This window comes from Vibrio sp. V12_P9A6T4 (genome assembly GCF_963874835.1).
Classification (GTDB): domain Bacteria; phylum Pseudomonadota; class Gammaproteobacteria; order Enterobacterales; family Vibrionaceae; genus Vibrio; species Vibrio anguillarum.
In genome coordinates this window covers 36,401-54,580 of record NZ_CAWNJO010000042.1, presented here as the reverse complement: position 1 = coordinate 54,580, position 18,180 = coordinate 36,401, and the positions used below count along the sequence as shown (strand labels likewise).

Sequence of the window (18,180 nt, the reverse complement as noted above, 5' to 3'; positions counted from 1 at the left end):
AGTTAAAATGGTTATGTGTGGATGACAGGCCAGAGAAATTTGGGTCCATCGGTGTGCAGATTTGAAAATGGCGACGAATAAATCGACAACGTGTCTGATGAAAGAGGTAGAGAGTGAGAAAAATAAATGAGCAACCGATTGTGCGGCAATTATTGCAGATGTTCTTGTTCCTGATAGTGCTAACGTCTTTCCCAACACTGGCACAGGAAGAGCCTTATTCTGAATCGCCAATATTGGATCGTCCTTTGGTTGAGCGCTACATATTGGATGAGCTGAAAGCGTTAAGACAAGATCAACAAGATCTTGAACGGCGACTCACGATTCAAATTACCGACAGAGAACTGTCCGTTGCAGACAAGTCACTGAATTACTCGAATGTGACGGTGACCTATTTTTTCTATGTCATCGCTGGTGTTGCCTCGTTAGTTGCATTAATTGGTTGGCAGTCACTTAAAGAAGTGAAGCACAACACGCGTGAGTTGGCCGATAAACGGCTAAATCAAATTGCGCAGGAATATGAGAAAAAATTCCTCGCCTTGGAGCGAGATCTTAAGCGCAAAACACGCATCATTACCGAAAACAACCGTGAAATTGAAATTATTAATGAAATCCATAACTTATGGTTGAGAGCGCAAAGTGTCCAAACACCAGAGCAGCGTATTGAAGTGTATGACGAAATTTTAAAAATCCGTCCCGGAGATTTGGAAGCGTTGACATACAAAGCAGATGCTGCGATGGAAATTCGGGAATACTACTGGGCACTGAGCCTATGTAATCGCGTGCTAGAGTTAGATGATGCTAATGCGCCAGCCTTGTACCAACGAGCATGTGCGTATGCGCGTATCGGAGCCGAAGAACAAGCGATTGAGGATTTACAAAGAGCCACGGAAATTAGCGCTTCATTGCGAGATTTAATTGCAGAAGAAGCTGATTTAGAAGGGCTACACGGCAATAAGAAGTTTGACGAGCTTATCAGTAGCAACGTTTGATTTTGTATTAAATTTCATCCACTTTTTATAGCGAACTGGTGATAATCAAACGTAATCTTAACGACAAATTATTATCATTAGACACACATACGCTTTTAACCGTTAATGCGCCTGACGTTACAGGCGTCAAGTCGTGATATCAGACTTTCTGATTCACTTTTTACTCTCTGTTTTTGTGAGATTAGATGTGGAACAACCATCCAAATTAGATCGCGTTCGCGCTGACTACAACGTTCATTATTGGAGCCAAGGCTTCTTCGGTATTGACAATCAAGGCGAAGTTTATGTTTCGCCGCGCCATGATAAGGCGCACCAAACCCCCTTGAGTTCGATCGTAAAGCAGCTTGAAACGCGTGATTTAAATTTGCCTGTGCTTGTACGTTTTCCGCAGATCCTGCATCAACGCGTACATAACATTTGTGACGCCTTTAATCAGGCGATTGAAGAATACCAATATCCAAACAACTACTTGTTGGTCTACCCAATCAAAGTAAACCAACAAAAAGAAGTGGTGGATGAAATTTTAGCCAGCCAAGCCCAGCTAGAAACTAAGCAGCTTGGATTGGAAGCGGGCAGTAAGCCAGAATTATTGGCGGTATTGGCTTTAGCCCAACAAGCAAGTTCAGTGATTGTATGTAACGGCTACAAAGACAGAGAGTACATTCGTCTGGCCCTGATTGGTGAAAAACTTGGCCATAAAGTATTCATTGTTTTGGAAAAATTGTCTGAGCTGGATCTCGTGCTGAAAGAAGCGAAAAGCCTAGGCGTGAAACCACGTTTAGGGCTCCGCATTCGTTTAGCCTCTCAAGGCGCGGGAAAATGGCAAGCGAGTGGCGGTGAAAAGTCGAAGTTTGGGCTCTCTGCATCTCAAGTGTTGACCGTTATCGAACGCCTTAAAAAAGAGCAGCAATTAGAAGCGTTGCAACTGGTGCATTTCCACTTAGGTTCGCAAATGGCGAATATTCGTGATGTGCGTAATGGCGTGAACGAAGCGGCGCGTTTTTACTGCGAGCTGCGTGATATTGGTGCGGAGATTGACTTCTTCGATGTGGGTGGCGGTTTGGCGGTGGACTACGACGGTACGCGCAGTCAATCATCCAACTCGATGAACTATGGTTTAGCTGAATATGCACGCAATATCGTAAGCACAGTGAGCGATGTGTGCCAGTTATATAGTCAGCCAAGGCCAGTCATTATTTCTGAATCAGGCCGCTCAATTACTGCGCACCACGCCGTACTTATCACTAATGTTATTGGTACAGAAGCGTATTACCCAGAAGAGATTCCAGAAGTCGGTGAAGAAGCTCCGGTATTGCTACAAAACATGTGGCGTAACTGGCAAAGCTTAAGTGAAGGCTCTGATGCGCGTGCACTGATTGAAATTTACAACGATACACAAAGCGATCTGTCGGAAGCGCACAACCAGTTTTCGACTGGCGTTATTAACCTTCAGCACCGTGCTTGGGCTGAACAGCTATCGCTGCGCATTTATCACGAATTGACACTGCAAATGAGTACCAAAAACCGTTTCCATCGTCCTATTTTGGATGAACTGAATGAGCGTTTGGCGGATAAGTTTTTTGTTAACTTTTCACTGTTTCAATCATTGCCAGATGCGTGGGGAATCGACCAAGTTTTCCCTGTGTTGCCATTGTCTGGCCTTGAAAAAGTGGAAGATCGCCGCGCCGTGATGCTGGATATCACCTGTGATTCTGATGGTGCCATCGAGCAATACGTCGAGGGGCAAGGTATTGAAACAACGCTGCCAGTGCCAGCATGGAATGCTGATGAACCGTATTTGATGGGATTCTTCCTTGTAGGAGCCTATCAAGAGATCTTAGGCGATATGCATAACCTATTTGGCGACACACACAGCGTGGTGGTGAACATGGCAGAGAATGGAGAAACCGAAATCGTATCGATCAACGAAGGAGACACGGTTGAAGATATGATGCGCTATGTTCATATTGATGTGGATGCTATCCGTAAAAACTACCGCGAATTAGTTAGCCAGCGTGTGGCGGTTGAAGAACAAGAAAATGTATTGCAAGAGCTTGAGCAAGGCTTGAGCGGTTATACCTATCTAGAGGATTTCTAAATGAATGATTTGTTTACTAAAACTGATTATTCCCTGTATTCCAATGCGATGACGTTTGTACGTCGTCCTTATGTTAAAGACCCAGTAAGTGCAGATGCCGATGTCGTGGTACTGGGCGTACCTTTGGATATGGCTACATCAGGTCGCCCGGGGGCGAGAATGGGTCCAGATGCGATTCGTCGCGCTTCAGTGAACCTTGCATGGGAAGGTAAAAAGTTTCCTTGGAACTTTAACTTGTTCCAAGATACCAAAGTGATCGACGCGGGTGATTTGGTGTTTGATTGTGGTGACGCTGAAGATTTCACTTATCGCTTAGAAGCGGCGACTAGCGAAATTCTAAAAAGTGGCAAAACCATGCTTGCTTTAGGTGGTGACCACTTTATCACGCTGCCTATATTGCGCGCTTATGCCAAATATTATGGCGAAATGGCATTGATTCACTTTGATGCTCATACAGACACCTATGCCAATGGCAGCGCTTATGATCACGGCACTATGTTCTATCATGCGCCGAAGGAAGGGTTAATCTCAGCCAAGCATTCTGTGCAAGTGGGTATTCGTACCGAATACAAACAGGAAGGGCACGGTTTTAATGTCATCAATGCGATGCAAGCGAATGATATGTCAGTGGAAGAGATCGTCGCTAATATTCGTCAAACTATTGGTGATAAACCCGTATACCTAACGTTTGATATTGACTGCTTAGATCCCGCTTTTGCTCCTGGAACGGGTACGCCAGTATGTGGTGGATTGAATTCCGATAAAGTGCTGAAAATCATTCGTGCATTGGCCGGTATTAATTTGGTGGGAATGGATGTTGTTGAAGTTTCTCCTCCGTACGATCAAAGTGAGCTAACGGCTTTGGCTGGTGCGACAATTGCTCTAGAGCTGCTTTACGTTTGGGCTTCTAAGCCAAACGTGGCGTCATAAAAAATAAGTCAGCGCGCAGCACCACTGCGCGTTTTTCTTAACCATCATCTCAACGTATTTCCATTAAAAATCATCATCTTGTCTTTCAATGTAAAATTCACTTTGCGCACTCAATAATAAATATTAATGACATAACTTGCATAAGTGTTCGCCGTGTACCAATTTTATTAAGTTGGCTAGGTGTCTCATTGGTCTACCATTCATATTAATAATATGATCAAGTTTCACCTTAATCTTTCTAGCTGTTATACGGTGAGGGTGAATCTATGACTTTAGGTTTTAAAAGCAGAATATATGTGAGCGTAGCACTGCTCGTTGCGATTTCTTTAATCGTTTTGGGCACCATCAACATGCTGTCGTTAAAAGAGAAGATGATTACCTCTTTAACCACAGAAACTCAAAACAAGCTCAACTATCACGTTTCTGAACTCGAATCTTGGGTGAAAACACGTTATCAAGCCGTAGTTAAAGGTTCACAACATTTCCGATCTGCTCTTTCTGATCAAGAGAATGTCAACTTAGTTCGATTGTTAGCTGAGAGTGCGCAAATTTCAAATGTCATTATGGCGTATGACGATGGCCGTGCCTATATGTCGTTTGACAAAGACAACGGAGTTGTTACAGGTCAACAAAATTTCACCAGTAGGGATTGGTATCAGCAAGCAAAAACCTCTCGAACTGCTCAGGTAACTGAAATTTATGAAGATAAAATCACCGGAAAACGCGTGATCAGTGCTGTGATGCCCGTCTATGAACAAGGTCAATTCATTGGAGTACTGCTTGGCGATATCCAACTGGATGAGGTTATTGTCCAAGTCAGTAATATGCGCTTTGCCGGCGGTGCAGCGACACTAACCGACAAGCATGCTGTCTTTTTTGCTAGTGATGATCCTAGTGATATTGGACGAACGCCCTCGCAAGTCAGCCCTAATTTCCTCGAAATGGAGAAACTTTTTAGCCAGCAAGATGCTGGTCATTTGTCATTTCCTTATTTAGGCATTGAGTTTGATGGTTATTTCAAGCGCGTTAACCTAACCGATAATATGTACTGGACCATGATGGTGTTCGTCGACAAAGGTACGGCGTTAGCTAATGTGTATGAAGCGCAAAGTAGCGCTATTTACACTGGGGTGATTTTGCTCATTATCAGCGTCGCGGCAATCTTCGTCATTCTTAATTATATCTACAAGCCTTTGCTACGCCTGAAAAAAGCGGTACTTGATCTTTCGAAAGGCTCTGGTGATTTGACACGCCGCTTGGAGGTGAATGGTGATGATGACTTAGCGCAGATAAGCCAAGGCTTCAATTTATTCTCAGAAAATCTACAAAAAATGATGTTGCAAATATCTGATGCCAGTCAAAACATCTCCTCTAATATTGAGCAGTTAGGTCAAACGGCAAAGGAAAATGAGCGGATGCTGCTTTCGCACTCATCTGAAACAGAGCAAGTGGTGACGGCCATTACTGAAATGAGTGAAAGTGCACGTACTGTGGCAGAGAGCGTCACGCAATCGAATCACATTACTGACTCGGCGAGCAAAGAGGCCAAACAATCGATTATTATTGTGAATAATGCGGTTGAAACGGTCAGCTCATTGGTGAGTGATGTTGAACAGATGTCTGAGCGCATTGCCAATATGAACAAAGATGCGATCAAGATCAGCGAAGTATTGACCGTGATTGGCGCTATTTCAGAGCAAACGAACTTGCTTGCGTTGAATGCGGCGATCGAAGCGGCGCGTGCGGGTGAGCAAGGCCGTGGGTTTGCGGTGGTTGCAGATGAAGTTCGTGCTTTAGCGGCGAGAACGCAAAACAGCACTACTGAAATATCAGATATGCTGGCCAAGCTACTTGAAGGGACGGATAGCGTTGTAGCCGCAATGGACAAAACTAAAAACCAATGTCAAACCACAGCAGATAAAACGTCTGAAGTTTCTGGCAGTTTAAACATCATGAGCACTTCCGTTTCCGAAATTGATGATTTGAGTACGCAGATCGCAGCTGCGACCGAACAGCAAAGTACAGTCGCAGAAGAGCTCAGTCGCAATATGCTAGCGATAAGAGACATCGTTGAATCATTGGTGGTGAGTGGCAGACAAACCGTTAGTGCTACAGAGTCACTCTCTTACTCAAACCATGAGCTTGACCGCTTGGTCTCCAACTTTAAATTAAAGTAATAAAACGCCGCTAACGCGGCGTTTTATTTGGGATTAAGCATGGAGAGAGCATCATGAAAACAGCGTATTATAGCGTGTGGCTAGATGAGCACGCCAACCAACTGAACCCTGCGTTTGAGCAAATTTTCCAGACAGTGAAAGCGCATTTTTTTGCTCGCGATCCCAATCGTTGGCCTTTGTATCGTATTCACGAGATCGCCCGTTGGCTTGAAGAGCGAAAAATTGATGCGCCAACCGTGGTAAATACTGCATTGCAGCAACAATTACGGCATTCAAACACCATTCCTCGACACTCGAGCCACGCCATTCACCCTTTTAACGACTTAGCGCTTTATGCAGCCAAACGTTCAAAAAACTGGGATGACCCTCGCTCAGTGGAAAATGTGATCTCGACACCTTGTGATCCGGCCATTCACGGTGTGCTACTTGCGACTATCGCCAACCCTAACTTGGTTTATAGCGAATATGCGGGAGATGCCATTGAACTGGAAAAATTAGTCGTGCGGCAAATCGCGCATTTAGCTGGTTATGATAGTGATCAAGCGACTGGAGTATTCACACAAGGAGGTACATTTTGTAATTTGTACGGCTATCTATTAGGTATTCGAAAAGTGTTGCCAAAGTCAGCTCTGAATGGTTTGGCGGGAGAAGATTACAGGATATTCAATTCAGAAGCAGGTCACTATTCAAACATGACAAATTTGTCGTTGTTGGGGGTTGATGTTCAAGGTAAAGCGATTCGGATCAAAGTTAAAGATAACAATGAAATGGATTTGGCTGAATTAGACCAACAATTGATTTTCTGTTTTAAAAATGGCATTGCTGTTCCTAGCATAATGCTGACATTTGGCAGTACCGATACCTTCGCAACTGATGATATTGAACAGGTTTATGCGATAAGAGAAAGAAGATGCCAAGAATATGCGATTTCGATAAAACCACATATTCATGTTGATGCTGCTGTTGGGTGGAGTATGTTGTTTTTTCAAGAGTATGATTTTGAACGCAACCCTTTATCGCTTAATCGGGCAACACTGACGGGTATTGAATCCTTATTGCCGAGGATTAAAAGTTTACAATTAGCGGATTCATTTACGGTCGATTTTCAAAAATGGGGTTATGTCCCTTATACTTCCAGCTTGGTGATGCTCAAAAATAAACACGATCTCGCGGTATTAAAAACAGATCCCGGTTATTACTCCTACTTTGAACATGCTCAAAGAGAAGAGAGCCATTTGCAATCGACCATTGAATGTTCACGCAGTGCCGTGGGTGTTTTTTCTGCCTATTCAGCACTGCAACATTTAGGTATCGAAGGCTACCAAACCGTGATTGGTCATACATTGCAAAATGCTAATTATTTACGCTGCCAATTAGCCGCTCTACCACACTGCAAGGTGGCAGCAGTAGAAAACCAAGGGCCAAGTGTTACTTTTCGTCTCTATGACCCACAGAAAGTGACGTGTGCTGAATCGATGTTTGATCAAGAAATGAACGTCGCACGTCAGGGTTCTATGGTTGATTCGATAGTAGAGAATACGCTCTACCATCGTCATCAGTTCTTATCTCATAAAGGCCAGCATCTCAACACCAATTGGGTCGATTCGATTGCGCGCACTCATTATGATGACACTGGACATTGTTTACATATTCCGGGAGAAAAAGCGGTTTTAATGAACCCCAATACCACCCGAAAACATATCGAACAGTTTTGCCAAAACATTGTTCGGCGCTAGCCATGGAAAGGGTGAGCGCGAACTGAAATGAATGACTAGTCACGTCAATGTAATGTTATTTTTCACCACGGATGCGGTATGAAGAATGTATTACCATGTGCGCGTGATATTAACCTGAATGTTACATTTTAGATAACAAGCTGTCTCAAGGAACGATAATGAAAAAACAACTGTTGACTCTAGCAATTAGCGTTTGCTTTACCTATGTGGCGCAAGCAAATGAATGGGGATATGAAGGTGAACGTGGCCCTGAACATTGGGGACATGTTTCTAAAATTTGTGAAATGGGCAAAAATCAAAGCCCAATTGATATCAATGGCCTCGTTGAAGCTGATTTAAAATCTTTAGATATCCACTATTCAGGCGTTGTGGGTACATTGACCAACAATGGACACACGCTGCAAGCCTCAGTTTCAGGGAAAAATACACTGGTAGTGGATGGTACAGAATTTGAACTCAAACAATTTCACTTCCATACCCCTTCTGAAAACTTAATTAAAGGACATCAATATCCTTTAGAAGCGCATTTTGTGCATGCTGATGCGGCTGGCAATCTGGCAGTTTTGGCGGTGATGTTTGAAACGGGCGCACAGAATGAACCATTAGCCCAGCTTACTGCAGAGTTGCCTAAAGTTGGGACGAGTGTGCAGTTAGCAAAAGGGTTAGCAGTACAGTCACTGTTACCTAAGCTAGATGAGTATTACCGTTTTAATGGGTCACTCACAACGCCGCCTTGCAGTGAAGGCGTGAGATGGTTGGTGGTCAAGCAGCCGAAAAGTTTGTCACAGCAACAAAGTGCAGCACTACATAGTGTGATGGGAAATAACAATCGGCCCATACAAGCTCACAATGCTCGCTTAGTGCTAGAAAAAGAATAACAACGTTCTTTAAGCGATTTGAAGTCGCAGTCGGGCTCACAGGGTTTACTATTTCCTTTCCGCTCTGCTTCTTCAAATTTTAGGTGTAAGTGCTTAATTTAGCTAAGCTATTTTTTGTGCTTATTCATTAACAGCATTTAATGTATAGCGGCTTGCACTGGCTAAAGATAGTGGTTTTGAAAACCAATAACCTTGTAAATAAGTTGCCCCCATCTCTTTAAATTTTTGGTACATGTCGCCATTTTCAACCCCCTCAATAACAATGTCGACGCCATTGGTGTGACAAAACTGGATGAGAAAGGCCAAATATTGTTCTGATGCTGGGTTAGTCAGTGTTTTCCATACAATGCTTTTGTCTATTTTAATTTGATTGAGGGGCAAATCAAAGAAGCTATTGAGTGAGCTAAAACCAGCTCCAAAATCATCCAGCGACAGTTGAAACCCCATTTCATTTAAGGAGTGAAGCTGGTTAATCGCATTTTTATCGCCATCGAGTATGACAGTTTCCGTCAGTTCTAACACAATAGAAGAGGGCAATACACCGGAAGCCTTAGCCGTCGTTAGTATCTGTTGTGGGAAGTCACTTTTCAGAAGTTGAAGGACTGAAACATTAATATTAACCCGAATATTGACCCCATTTTGTTTATTGTAACGGCCAATAAACTCACAGGCTTTTTTGAAGACAAAATAGCCTAAATCAACAATCAGCCCCTTTTTTTCTGCAACGGGAATAAATTCGTCCGGGAAAATCTCACCAAACTCTTTTGAGCGCCAGCGGACTAAGGCTTCAAAGCTGGATACCTGTCCTGATTGTGCATGAATAATGGGTTGGAATTTCACGGACAATGAACGTTGATCTAATGCTTCCTTTAAGCCTCTTTCGATGAAGAAATAACGATCAACGTTTTTTTGAATTCGGCCACTGTAAATTTCGATACGAGAATGATTTTTGGCACTAGCAAATTGGCAAGTTCGTGATGCAATATTTAACAACTCATCGGCAGATATAGCACGGTTTATCTCAGGATAGACACCAATGCTAATATCATTACCATAGAGGTGCCCATGCTCCGTGGCGGATTTCGAATAGTGCTTCATTATTTGAGAGCAGATATGCTTGAGCTCATCGTATGAGCGTTCTCCTCTAAGTAATATGGCAAAATCGTCAGAACGAATACGGTAAAAATCAGCAAATTCATCGGGCAGTTCACGCAGTGCACTGACGACGTGATTCAGTAAATCTTTAACAATATCTGAGCCGTATTGATTGAGATAAGACTTAATATCTTCAAGTTGGATGTAGATAAGTGAATAAGGCTCTCCAATTTTGAGTGCTTTCTCATCAATATCGAGCAGTAATTTACTTCGATTATAGAGGCCTGATGAGCTGTCAAAAAATGCAGCTTGATGAATGTAATCTTCCATCAATTTTTGATCGGAGATATCTTTATGGCTACCCACCATAAAATGTTCACCGTTCACACTTTTTGTGACCGCATTCCCCTCTAACCAGATATATTGACCATTTGCTTTTTTGACTCGGTATTGAATCGTTTCCCTTGATTCAGTGGTGCTGATATGCTCGTCGACGCGGCTATTGAGCAGTGCACGATCCATAGGGTGAACCAAACTCAGCCAATCAGCATAGGAAATAGTTTCGCTGTTTACACCAAATTGTACATAAAATGTTGGATTATAGAGCACCATGTTTCCATCGCTGCTCATATAAAACAGACCTTGACTAAAAAAATCGAGAATATGAACCAGACGCTGCTTTGCAACGGCACTGTCTAGGTCTGAAATTGAATACTCTTCCTGCGGAAATGACATGGTCATGTTAATCCTAATTCAAGCGAAAGCAGCAATGGATGATAATTGTGAGTCTTGATCCAAAACATTGCTTTATGACTCATCTTTAAAGAGTACTATAACGCTTGTACTAGGATGTCTCAATTATAAAACTATTGATTCATCAATTAGGCACAAGTTATCAGTTTATTTCACGGAAGTTGTTATTTCTGAAACGAAATGGTGAGACGTTAAATAACGTAGGATCGCATCGTGCGGTTTATTCGTTGTGGAAATAATAAAAGCGACAAATTGTCGCTTTTATTCATGTAGAAGTCATACGATTCAACGATCCCAATACGCTTCTTCTAGGCTATCTTCACGTTCTGGTAATGCTCGCGATAAACGAGGAGAGTGCTGTGTGAGTACTTCGTAGCTGACACGGTTTGCATATTTGCAGATCTGAGATAACGAAGAGTAAGTGAGGTACGGCACATCATGTTTGGCAGAGTTTGGAACATTGCGTTGATGATAACTATTCGCGGCCATATCGTGCAATAAAGCCGATAGCGCTCCGTCTCCCGCTCCGTTAGTGTTTTTGATTTCCAATGGGCCACCCAAGTAAGGGCCAATGTGTGAATACACTTTTATTGGGTTGAGGCAGTCTTGTTTTCGCATCGCACGGCTAAATTCGTACTTGTTAAATTCAGCAATATTACCCGGTAGGAGAGGCAGTTCAGTTTCGCGCTTTGCACTTTCATCGGTGTAGCTAGCCATATAAAGACCCACGGGCCCCGCGGTGCAGAGGATTAAATCTACCCATTCGAGTGCTTTGTTAGCCGCAAGCAGTGGATCTTTCTCACCAGTTAACGCTTCACCTTCTTCTTCATTCATGGCGACGACTGTGATGTTTTCTTTGATGTAGTCTTGCCACCACTTCGCATTACCTTCAATTACATACTTAGTGCCTAGGGTTAACACTACTGGAATGTGCTTGGATTTAGCGATCTCAATAGCGCGTTTGACCGCAAGTGGCATTGGATCTTCGGGTTTTCCACGCATTAAGTAAGAAGAAACAACTAAAGCGGAAGCTTTTTCAAAAACCTCTTCAGGAACACTATCAGGGCGAAGTTTATTCATATGCCCTTCATTAATGGCGAAGGTGCGCTCTCCATCATCAGAAATTAGGGTGTAGCAACGCCCGATAGGACCATCGACAGTTTGAAGATGGTTTAGGTTCATGCGCGATGAGGTTCTACACAAATAACGATAGCTGTATGAGCCGACTTCAATATTTTTGGACATCACGCCGAGCAAAACGGATTTGCTATCGGCCAACACAGAGTAGTTGTGCAGTGTGTTGCCAATCGTATCTCCCGGGTATTGGTGAGTAATTAAACCTCGTTCGACTAGCTCTTCATAGAGCGCATCGGCTTTGCTCTCTTCGAGCACCAGTGAGTGACCTTTACTCAATTGATGTTTCTCTAAGAACTCATTGTCTACACGAGCTTCAATATCAACAATGGTTTGCCCAACACCGACCACTGTTGGGCGGTGGAGCATAGCCGTTTGTTGAATTTGATTGACAAGAGGGTCACGAGCATGAGTCGGAAAATAGTGCTTAGATTTACGCTGTCCAGGAAACTTCATGTTGAAAAATGAGAATTGAAAATTTCCCGTATCATATCACGGATATGACAGGTTACTTTCATTTTTATTACATAAAAAAGTGAGCCAAACCCAGATCGCCGAGGCATTAGCGGCTATTGAGTGAGCGTTATGTCCGTACTATAAGCCTTGGTCCCCCAAAGCGGTACGGTCGATAGGCTGTGCTTGAAGCTACCATCTGTTTCTTTGGTAGTATAAGACAAGTAGATCAGGGTTTGATTTTCTGCATCGTAGATACGTCTGACTTTCATTGACTTGAAGAAAATGCTTTTTGACTTCTTAAACACGATTTCGCCTGATTTGCTCTTATCAATTTTTGCAATCATCTCTGGCGTAATGTCACCAGTCTGACGACACGAGATTGAGCTATCACTTGGATCAGAAAGACTTAAATTAGCCTCAATTGAAGCAATATGGCACGTAACACCAGTCACAATATCATCACTTAGATTTTCGATTTTTACGTCTTTAAGCGTGAAAAATCCGAGCGATACATCGCCAACTTCATTGCTATCGCAGCCAACTAAACCAAAGCTAAGTATGAATGCGGTGGTGATGAGTTTCTTGTTCATGTCTATAATCCATTTATCCATCTTTCTGCACATGATAGCAGCATCAAAGGAGAATGATATAGGCTGTTATGTTGATGTTTTGACCAGCATATCTGCAGTTTAGATGAGGATAATGTGAGTAATGGCTTGTCGCATATCGATCTGGTCAGTATCCTGCTTGCAACAATTAGAAGAAGAAGTAAATAACAATGATTAACCAACCTGACGTTGCCGCCATTAAAAATCAATGGCTATTTGACCAAGTGAATGTCGAATTTCCAACAGAAGAGAGCTTACAAGGTCGAGATCTCTACCAAAAAGCGGTTGTTCAACGCAGTTCTCGCCCTTTTATTGAGCTCACTGAGGAGCCTAACCTATCGTTGCTCGAAGAGGTTTATTTGGTTGATTTTCATCGGATGACAATATGGTTTGCTCTGTTGCAAGCAAGCTTATGGAGCGATAAAAACGATCAATCAAAAGTTATCGAATTCTTTACCCAAATCATTTATTCAGCACCTTGCGAACTTTACTTAGGTTTTCAAAATGGGGAGCCTGTGGCTGCTGGTATCGTCACCTCCACTTCACATGAGATACTCATCTCTGACATCGTGACTCTGGATAAAAATGCATTTGGAGGTGAGGATGTATTCACGCGGTTGTTGCTCGCAAAATGGTGTGCTAATCATGAGTGCAATGGTAATGTTTTTATAGAACAGTAGCTTGTCCTGATGAAATTGGTACTATAGCGCCTGGTTTGGTATTAATTTTAGCCTGCACGGAGAGCTATGTATGAATAAACAGCAAATAACATATTGGCTTAGTTGGACTGCTATGGTCTGTTATGCGCTGTTTTTGTCGTTTCCTGCTAAGTCAACTCGCTGGGAGCCTAAAAATATTCTTGTGCTGCATTCATACGAATCATCTTATCAATGGACATATGAATTTCAAAAGGGCATTGATGCTGTAGTTAAGAGCAGCAAAACACCGATTAAGCTCTCCATTGAATACCTTGATACAAAAAGAATTTATAGCCAAGAGTATCTTGAGGAGGCCAAAAAATACCTCCACGTTAAATATCGTGATTATCCATTCGATGCGGTTATTATTACCGATGACAATGCGTTAAAGTTCACTAAAGGGCTCTCAAGCCTATTTAAACCAGATACGCCTATGGTTGCGGTTGGCATCAACGACAAAAGTGCCACACTCGATGACATGACTAAGTACAATAAAATTATTTATGAATCTGAAGCTATCATAGAAAACTTCCATTTAATCAAATCATTACGGCCAAAACTCAAGAAAATCTATTATTTATCAGATCAAAGTCATACTTCGCAATTGATCCGAAAAAAAGTCGATGAAGTGCTGGCTACGGATCTTTTAAAAGGTATCGAGTTTATCGATATTAACTCCATCACTTTGGCTGAAGCAGAAAAGGTGCTATTCCAGATGTCCCCTGATGATGCGGTACTGCTATCGCACTTTAATACAGAGACAAATCAAGGTGTTTACCATACTTATCAAGAGATTTCCTACCGCCTAGCACAAGCTAGCGCTGCCCCCATTTTTGTACTGTGGGAGTTTTATATTCGTGATGGTATCGTTGGAGGGCATGTTAATCGTTCTGAGCAACTGGGAAAAGATATCTTGATGGCGTTAAACCAATTTGTATCATTAGATTTGGCCTCCGCAGTTGACATGCAAATCAGCAGTACAAGAGCGGTTTTTGATTACCAAGCCATGCAGCGACATCAGATTGACATGAAAGCCTTGCCACAGGATGTGTTGGTTCTTAATCGTCCTCTCTCTTATTTTGAACAGCATTGGAAAGTGTTACTCGCGGCTAGCTTTATTATTCTCTGTTTGCTGGTTGTGATTGTTATGCAAGGGGTGACCCTCAGACAAAAAAGAGAGCTTGGCGTCAAAAACCGTAAAATAGTGGTATTGCAAGAGCGTACATTAGCCGTACAGCGGGAAATGATTCATTTACTCGGAGAAGCAATAGAAACGCGCTCTGGTGAAACGGGTAATCATGTTAAGCGGGTAGCAAGGCTCTCTGCACTGCTGGCTCGTTTGTGCGGGTTAACGCAGCGCGAGGTAGAAATGATCGAGATCATCAGCCCAATGCATGATGTGGGAAAAATTGCGATTCCAGAGTCGATTTTGGATAAGCCTGGAAAATTAACACCAGATGAGTGGGAAATCATGCAGACTCACACTACCGCTGGTTATAACATCCTCAATACAAGCGAAGGTGATATAACTAAATTAGCTGCGATTGTCGCGCATGAACACCATGAGCGTTGGGATGGTAAAGGTTATCCTAATCAGAAAAAAGGCACAGACATTCATATATTTGCTCGCATTACTGCGATAGCGGATGTGTTTGATGCTTTGCTAAGTGAACGTTGTTATAAAGAAGCGTGGCCGCTTGAGAATGTAGTAAGTTTATTTGAACGTGAATGCGGTTTTCAGTTTGACCCTACTTTAGTCAATTTATTGCTTAATCATTTGGATGATTTTATCCAAATCCGTAATTTGTATCCCGATACGACAAGCTACTACAGAGCCGGCTAAATACGCCCCATTGAGTATCAAAGAGTGATGCGGATATAAGTTATGCATATCAACTCTTATCTTCGCTTCATTCTGTTAACTCAATCATTTTATACATTCACCCAGCGGTTAAAATTAAGCATTGGATGAAGGAAGTGTTTATGACTGAGAAAAAAATAAAATGTATTATTTTCGACTGTGAAGGTACTTTAGTTGATAGTGAGCGTTTGTGCTGCGAAGCGCTAGTCAATGTATTGAACCAACTAGGAGCCCACCTTACTTTTGCACAAGTGAGTAACCATTTTGAAGGTGGGAAGATTGCGGACATACTGTTTCAGGCACTTGAACATACGAACATTAACGCCGATCTTGATCTTTTAGAGAACCTTTATCGGGATAAAGTTAATGAGCTCTTCGAGCAATATCTTTCACCCATGGATGGTGCGATAGAACTACTTGAGTATTTACGCCAGCAGGGTATTGAATACTGTGTCACCTCTAATGCACCTAAAGAAAAAATATCATCAATTTTACAACGGAGCGGTTTGCTCCCTTTGTTTGAAGGACGCATTTTTTCAGCCTTTGATGCGAATAGCTGGAAGCCTGAACCTGATTTGATTCGTTATTGTGCGATGAATATGGGATTTCTTTTGCAAGAATGTATTTATGTGGATGATTCAGCAAAAGGGGTTGAAGCGGGTATCAATGCAGAGGTACCAACCGTTCAGCTAGCACCTCTTAACCCACAGGGTTTTTCTCAAGCGCCTAATGTCGTTGTTATCGACACATTACTCGAGCTTAAGCCATGGCTCAATGCACATTGTTGGCCAAGCAATGAATGTGTTTATGACTGATTAGCGCTGTGTGTACACCAATCATTTGCTGGACGCTTTGTAAGTGGTCGGTTTTAAAACCACATTGTGCGCAGATAAACTTTTCATTGTTTGTGGAAATAAAGTATTCGTCATGTTGACAAAGTGGACAGCAGTCTATTTTTTCAAGTGTTTTATTTATATTTTTCATAATCAATTCTCAGCAGCAAAAAGGGAGAGTCATGTTCTCCGTACTCACAGAATAAACACTAATCAAAACTTGCTCTCGGTAATATTTACCTTAGTTCCAAAAATTAGAGGCATTTCATACTTCACTGTAAGGAATGTTTGATTTTGGCCTAAACCATAATAGGCAAAGTGCCGTCATTGCCCCAAGGGTATCGCATAACATGTCTTTTTGTGCGTCCCAAATGTCGCCTTGTGAACCCAGAAAAGCGATTCCTTCATCACCACCCGCGATTGAGGCATACCACCATTCAATAATTTCGTAACCTGCTGCGATACTCATGATAGAGAAAAGCCCGAACAATGAGGCAATTAGCGGTTTACAGAGCTGCTTTCTAATTAAATATTCAGCGATAGGGTAGGCATAAAAGCCAATTGAGAAATGAGCGACGCGATCAAAATTATTACGAGATGATCCGATCAGTTCGTTGAACCAAGCAAACGGAACATCTGCAAATGTATATTTAGCCCCAATGGTATGCAAACTAAGCCACACAAACATCAGAATATAAGCCGTTGAGCTAAAGCGTAGTTTTGTTGAAGCCCAATAGACGAGTGCTAAGATCCCTAGCGCAGGGATGATTTCTGCTAACCAGACAGCACGAGAAACCGGCGCGATCGCTGAAAATAGAAAGAGTACACCGTAGATCGCCGTCAAAAATAAAAGCGTGCGTGAGAAGTTGAGAGACATGTTTTTTCCTATCACAAAATACCGATGGATAGTGCCACTATTTTGCACGATGTTCAATTTTGTTGAATTCTGTATCTTATAGACGTAGAAATTTGTGTTTGAGATGTGCGTATCTACCTTCGTTTTGTGATTGATTTTCGCATCGTCTTAGCAAAGAGATCAGCAAGGTGGAGAAGATCATGCAACAACTCGATCTTTCTCTTTTTATGTATTGATAGATAGTGCGTGTGATAAACGGACTCTAGTTCAAAAAGCCAAGATAATATGCGGTAAGAAACTCGACAAAAAAGCGATATTGGATTTGAATGAAGAGAGAACCTTAATGTGAACGTCGAGACTATGTCCCAAAGTAGGCCCGAAAGTATGTCTGAAAGCTTAGAACTTACCGCTCAGTTTCAATCTTACATGGAAAATCCGCTGCTTTGGCCAATGTTGGAGGTGTTGCGTAAACAGCCTTCCGGTTGGAAAGTCCATACGTTAGCGGCACATTTAAGTGAACAGGGATTCATGCCTGTACTTGATAGCGCACCTGAAAAAGACCTCTTTAAGCGTAATTTTTTGATCATGAACGCGCTCTATCAGCTTCAAGAGACGCTTTACCCTGAAAAGTGGTTACAAGTATCAGCAATGGACATTGTACTAATGCCTGCGCATCGTGCCGTTAATTGTGAAATCGACCCAGATGAACCATTGCGTGATTATTACACTCAGTGGAAAAATTATGAGGCTGATGAAGGAGAAGTGCGCCGCTTGTTGAACGAATTCTGGACTCGTTACCGTAAAGCAATGGGTGGAACGAGTAACCTTAATATGAATCGTCTTCAAGCATTGAGGTTGTTTAAATTACCAGCGGAAGCGACGCAAATTGAAATCCGAAAAACATGGCGCAAGTTGGCACTAAAGTGGCATCCAGATAGAGACAATGGCAATGCTGAAACATTTAGAGTGTTGTGTGAAGCATGGAATATTTTGCGGCAAAATAGTTAAAGTCCAAACCTTAAACTCTAGACAAGATGTTCGCCGAATAAGGTCAACTGGCACTGTAAGGCATACCTAA

At 42.4% G+C, this 18,180-nt stretch carries 15 protein-coding genes; 10 read left to right on the top strand and 5 right to left on the bottom strand.

Annotated features, from left to right (window positions below):
* The first annotated feature begins 158 nt into the window (after window positions 1-158).
* The 6 genes from AACQ42_RS05890 (at window position 159) to AACQ42_RS05865 (ending at window position 8,808) form a co-directional block, all read left to right on the top strand.
* Window positions 159-989, top strand: a complete 831-nt coding sequence (locus tag AACQ42_RS05890) for a tetratricopeptide repeat protein (RefSeq protein ID WP_254918596.1) — start codon at window positions 159-161, stop codon at window positions 987-989.
* A 187-nt stretch (window positions 990-1,176) separates the two neighbouring features.
* Entirely contained in the window at window positions 1,177-3,087 is a 1,911-nt protein-coding gene (gene speA / locus AACQ42_RS05885) for an arginine decarboxylase (protein WP_176429714.1), read from the top strand.
* Window positions 3,088-4,017, top strand: coding sequence for an agmatinase (gene speB, locus AACQ42_RS05880; RefSeq protein ID WP_013867969.1), 930 nt, complete (start codon window positions 3,088-3,090; stop codon window positions 4,015-4,017).
* A 266-nt stretch (window positions 4,018-4,283) separates the two neighbouring features.
* Window positions 4,284-6,194: a methyl-accepting chemotaxis protein gene (locus AACQ42_RS05875; RefSeq protein ID WP_094166113.1), complete on the top strand. Its 1,911-nt coding sequence runs from the start codon at window positions 4,284-4,286 to the stop codon at window positions 6,192-6,194.
* Between the two features lie 53 nt (window positions 6,195-6,247).
* Window positions 6,248-7,930, top strand: a complete 1,683-nt coding sequence (locus AACQ42_RS05870; protein WP_094166112.1) for a pyridoxal phosphate-dependent decarboxylase family protein — start codon at window positions 6,248-6,250, stop codon at window positions 7,928-7,930.
* Between the two features lie 158 nt (window positions 7,931-8,088).
* The gene (locus tag AACQ42_RS05865; protein WP_088733453.1) at window positions 8,089-8,808 is read left to right on the top strand and encodes a carbonic anhydrase; all 720 of its coding nucleotides are present in this window, start codon (window positions 8,089-8,091) and stop codon (window positions 8,806-8,808) included.
* Between the two features lie 120 nt (window positions 8,809-8,928).
* Here AACQ42_RS05865 and AACQ42_RS05860 read toward each other — a convergent pair whose 3' ends face one another.
* The 3 genes from AACQ42_RS05860 to AACQ42_RS05850 form a co-directional block, all read right to left on the bottom strand.
* The gene (locus AACQ42_RS05860) at window positions 8,929-10,644 is read right to left on the bottom strand and encodes a putative bifunctional diguanylate cyclase/phosphodiesterase (protein WP_088733452.1); all 1,716 of its coding nucleotides are present in this window, start codon (window positions 10,642-10,644) and stop codon (window positions 8,929-8,931) included.
* A 297-nt stretch (window positions 10,645-10,941) separates the two neighbouring features.
* Complete coding sequence (locus tag AACQ42_RS05855) at window positions 10,942-12,246, bottom strand: inosine/guanosine kinase (protein WP_013867964.1); 1,305 nt, start codon at window positions 12,244-12,246, stop codon at window positions 10,942-10,944.
* A gap of 113 nt (window positions 12,247-12,359) precedes the next feature.
* Entirely contained in the window at window positions 12,360-12,836 is a 477-nt protein-coding gene (locus AACQ42_RS05850) for a CreA family protein (protein WP_141195664.1), read from the bottom strand.
* A gap of 188 nt (window positions 12,837-13,024) precedes the next feature.
* On the opposite strand from AACQ42_RS05850, the gene AACQ42_RS05845 reads away from it, so the two are divergent.
* The 3 genes from AACQ42_RS05845 (at window position 13,025) to AACQ42_RS05835 (ending at window position 16,228) form a co-directional block, all read left to right on the top strand.
* Window positions 13,025-13,534 carry a hypothetical protein gene (locus AACQ42_RS05845; protein WP_094166111.1) on the top strand — a complete coding sequence of 170 codons (510 nt, stop codon included), beginning with the start codon at window positions 13,025-13,027 and terminating at the stop codon, window positions 13,532-13,534.
* A gap of 70 nt (window positions 13,535-13,604) precedes the next feature.
* The gene (locus tag AACQ42_RS05840; RefSeq protein WP_094166110.1) at window positions 13,605-15,395 is read left to right on the top strand and encodes an HD domain-containing phosphohydrolase; all 1,791 of its coding nucleotides are present in this window, start codon (window positions 13,605-13,607) and stop codon (window positions 15,393-15,395) included.
* 140 nt (window positions 15,396-15,535) lie between these two features.
* Entirely contained in the window at window positions 15,536-16,228 is a 693-nt protein-coding gene (locus AACQ42_RS05835) for an HAD family hydrolase (RefSeq protein ID WP_172859073.1), read from the top strand.
* Here the strand turns inward: AACQ42_RS05835 and AACQ42_RS05830 are convergent.
* Both AACQ42_RS05830 and AACQ42_RS05825 read right to left on the bottom strand, forming a co-directional pair.
* The gene (locus tag AACQ42_RS05830; protein WP_010318303.1) at window positions 16,185-16,397 is read right to left on the bottom strand and encodes a hypothetical protein; all 213 of its coding nucleotides are present in this window, start codon (window positions 16,395-16,397) and stop codon (window positions 16,185-16,187) included. The two genes, AACQ42_RS05835 and AACQ42_RS05830, sit on opposite strands and share 44 nt — an antisense overlap.
* Before the next feature lie 114 nt (window positions 16,398-16,511).
* Window positions 16,512-17,180 (bottom strand): DUF2238 domain-containing protein, encoded by a 669-nt coding sequence (locus AACQ42_RS05825; protein WP_064626276.1) that lies wholly within the window; start codon window positions 17,178-17,180, stop codon window positions 16,512-16,514.
* Between the two features lie 306 nt (window positions 17,181-17,486).
* On the opposite strand from AACQ42_RS05825, the gene AACQ42_RS05820 reads away from it, so the two are divergent.
* Window positions 17,487-18,110, top strand: coding sequence for a DNA-J related domain-containing protein (locus AACQ42_RS05820; RefSeq protein WP_174223880.1), 624 nt, complete (start codon window positions 17,487-17,489; stop codon window positions 18,108-18,110).
* Window positions 18,111-18,180 lie beyond the last annotated feature (70 nt).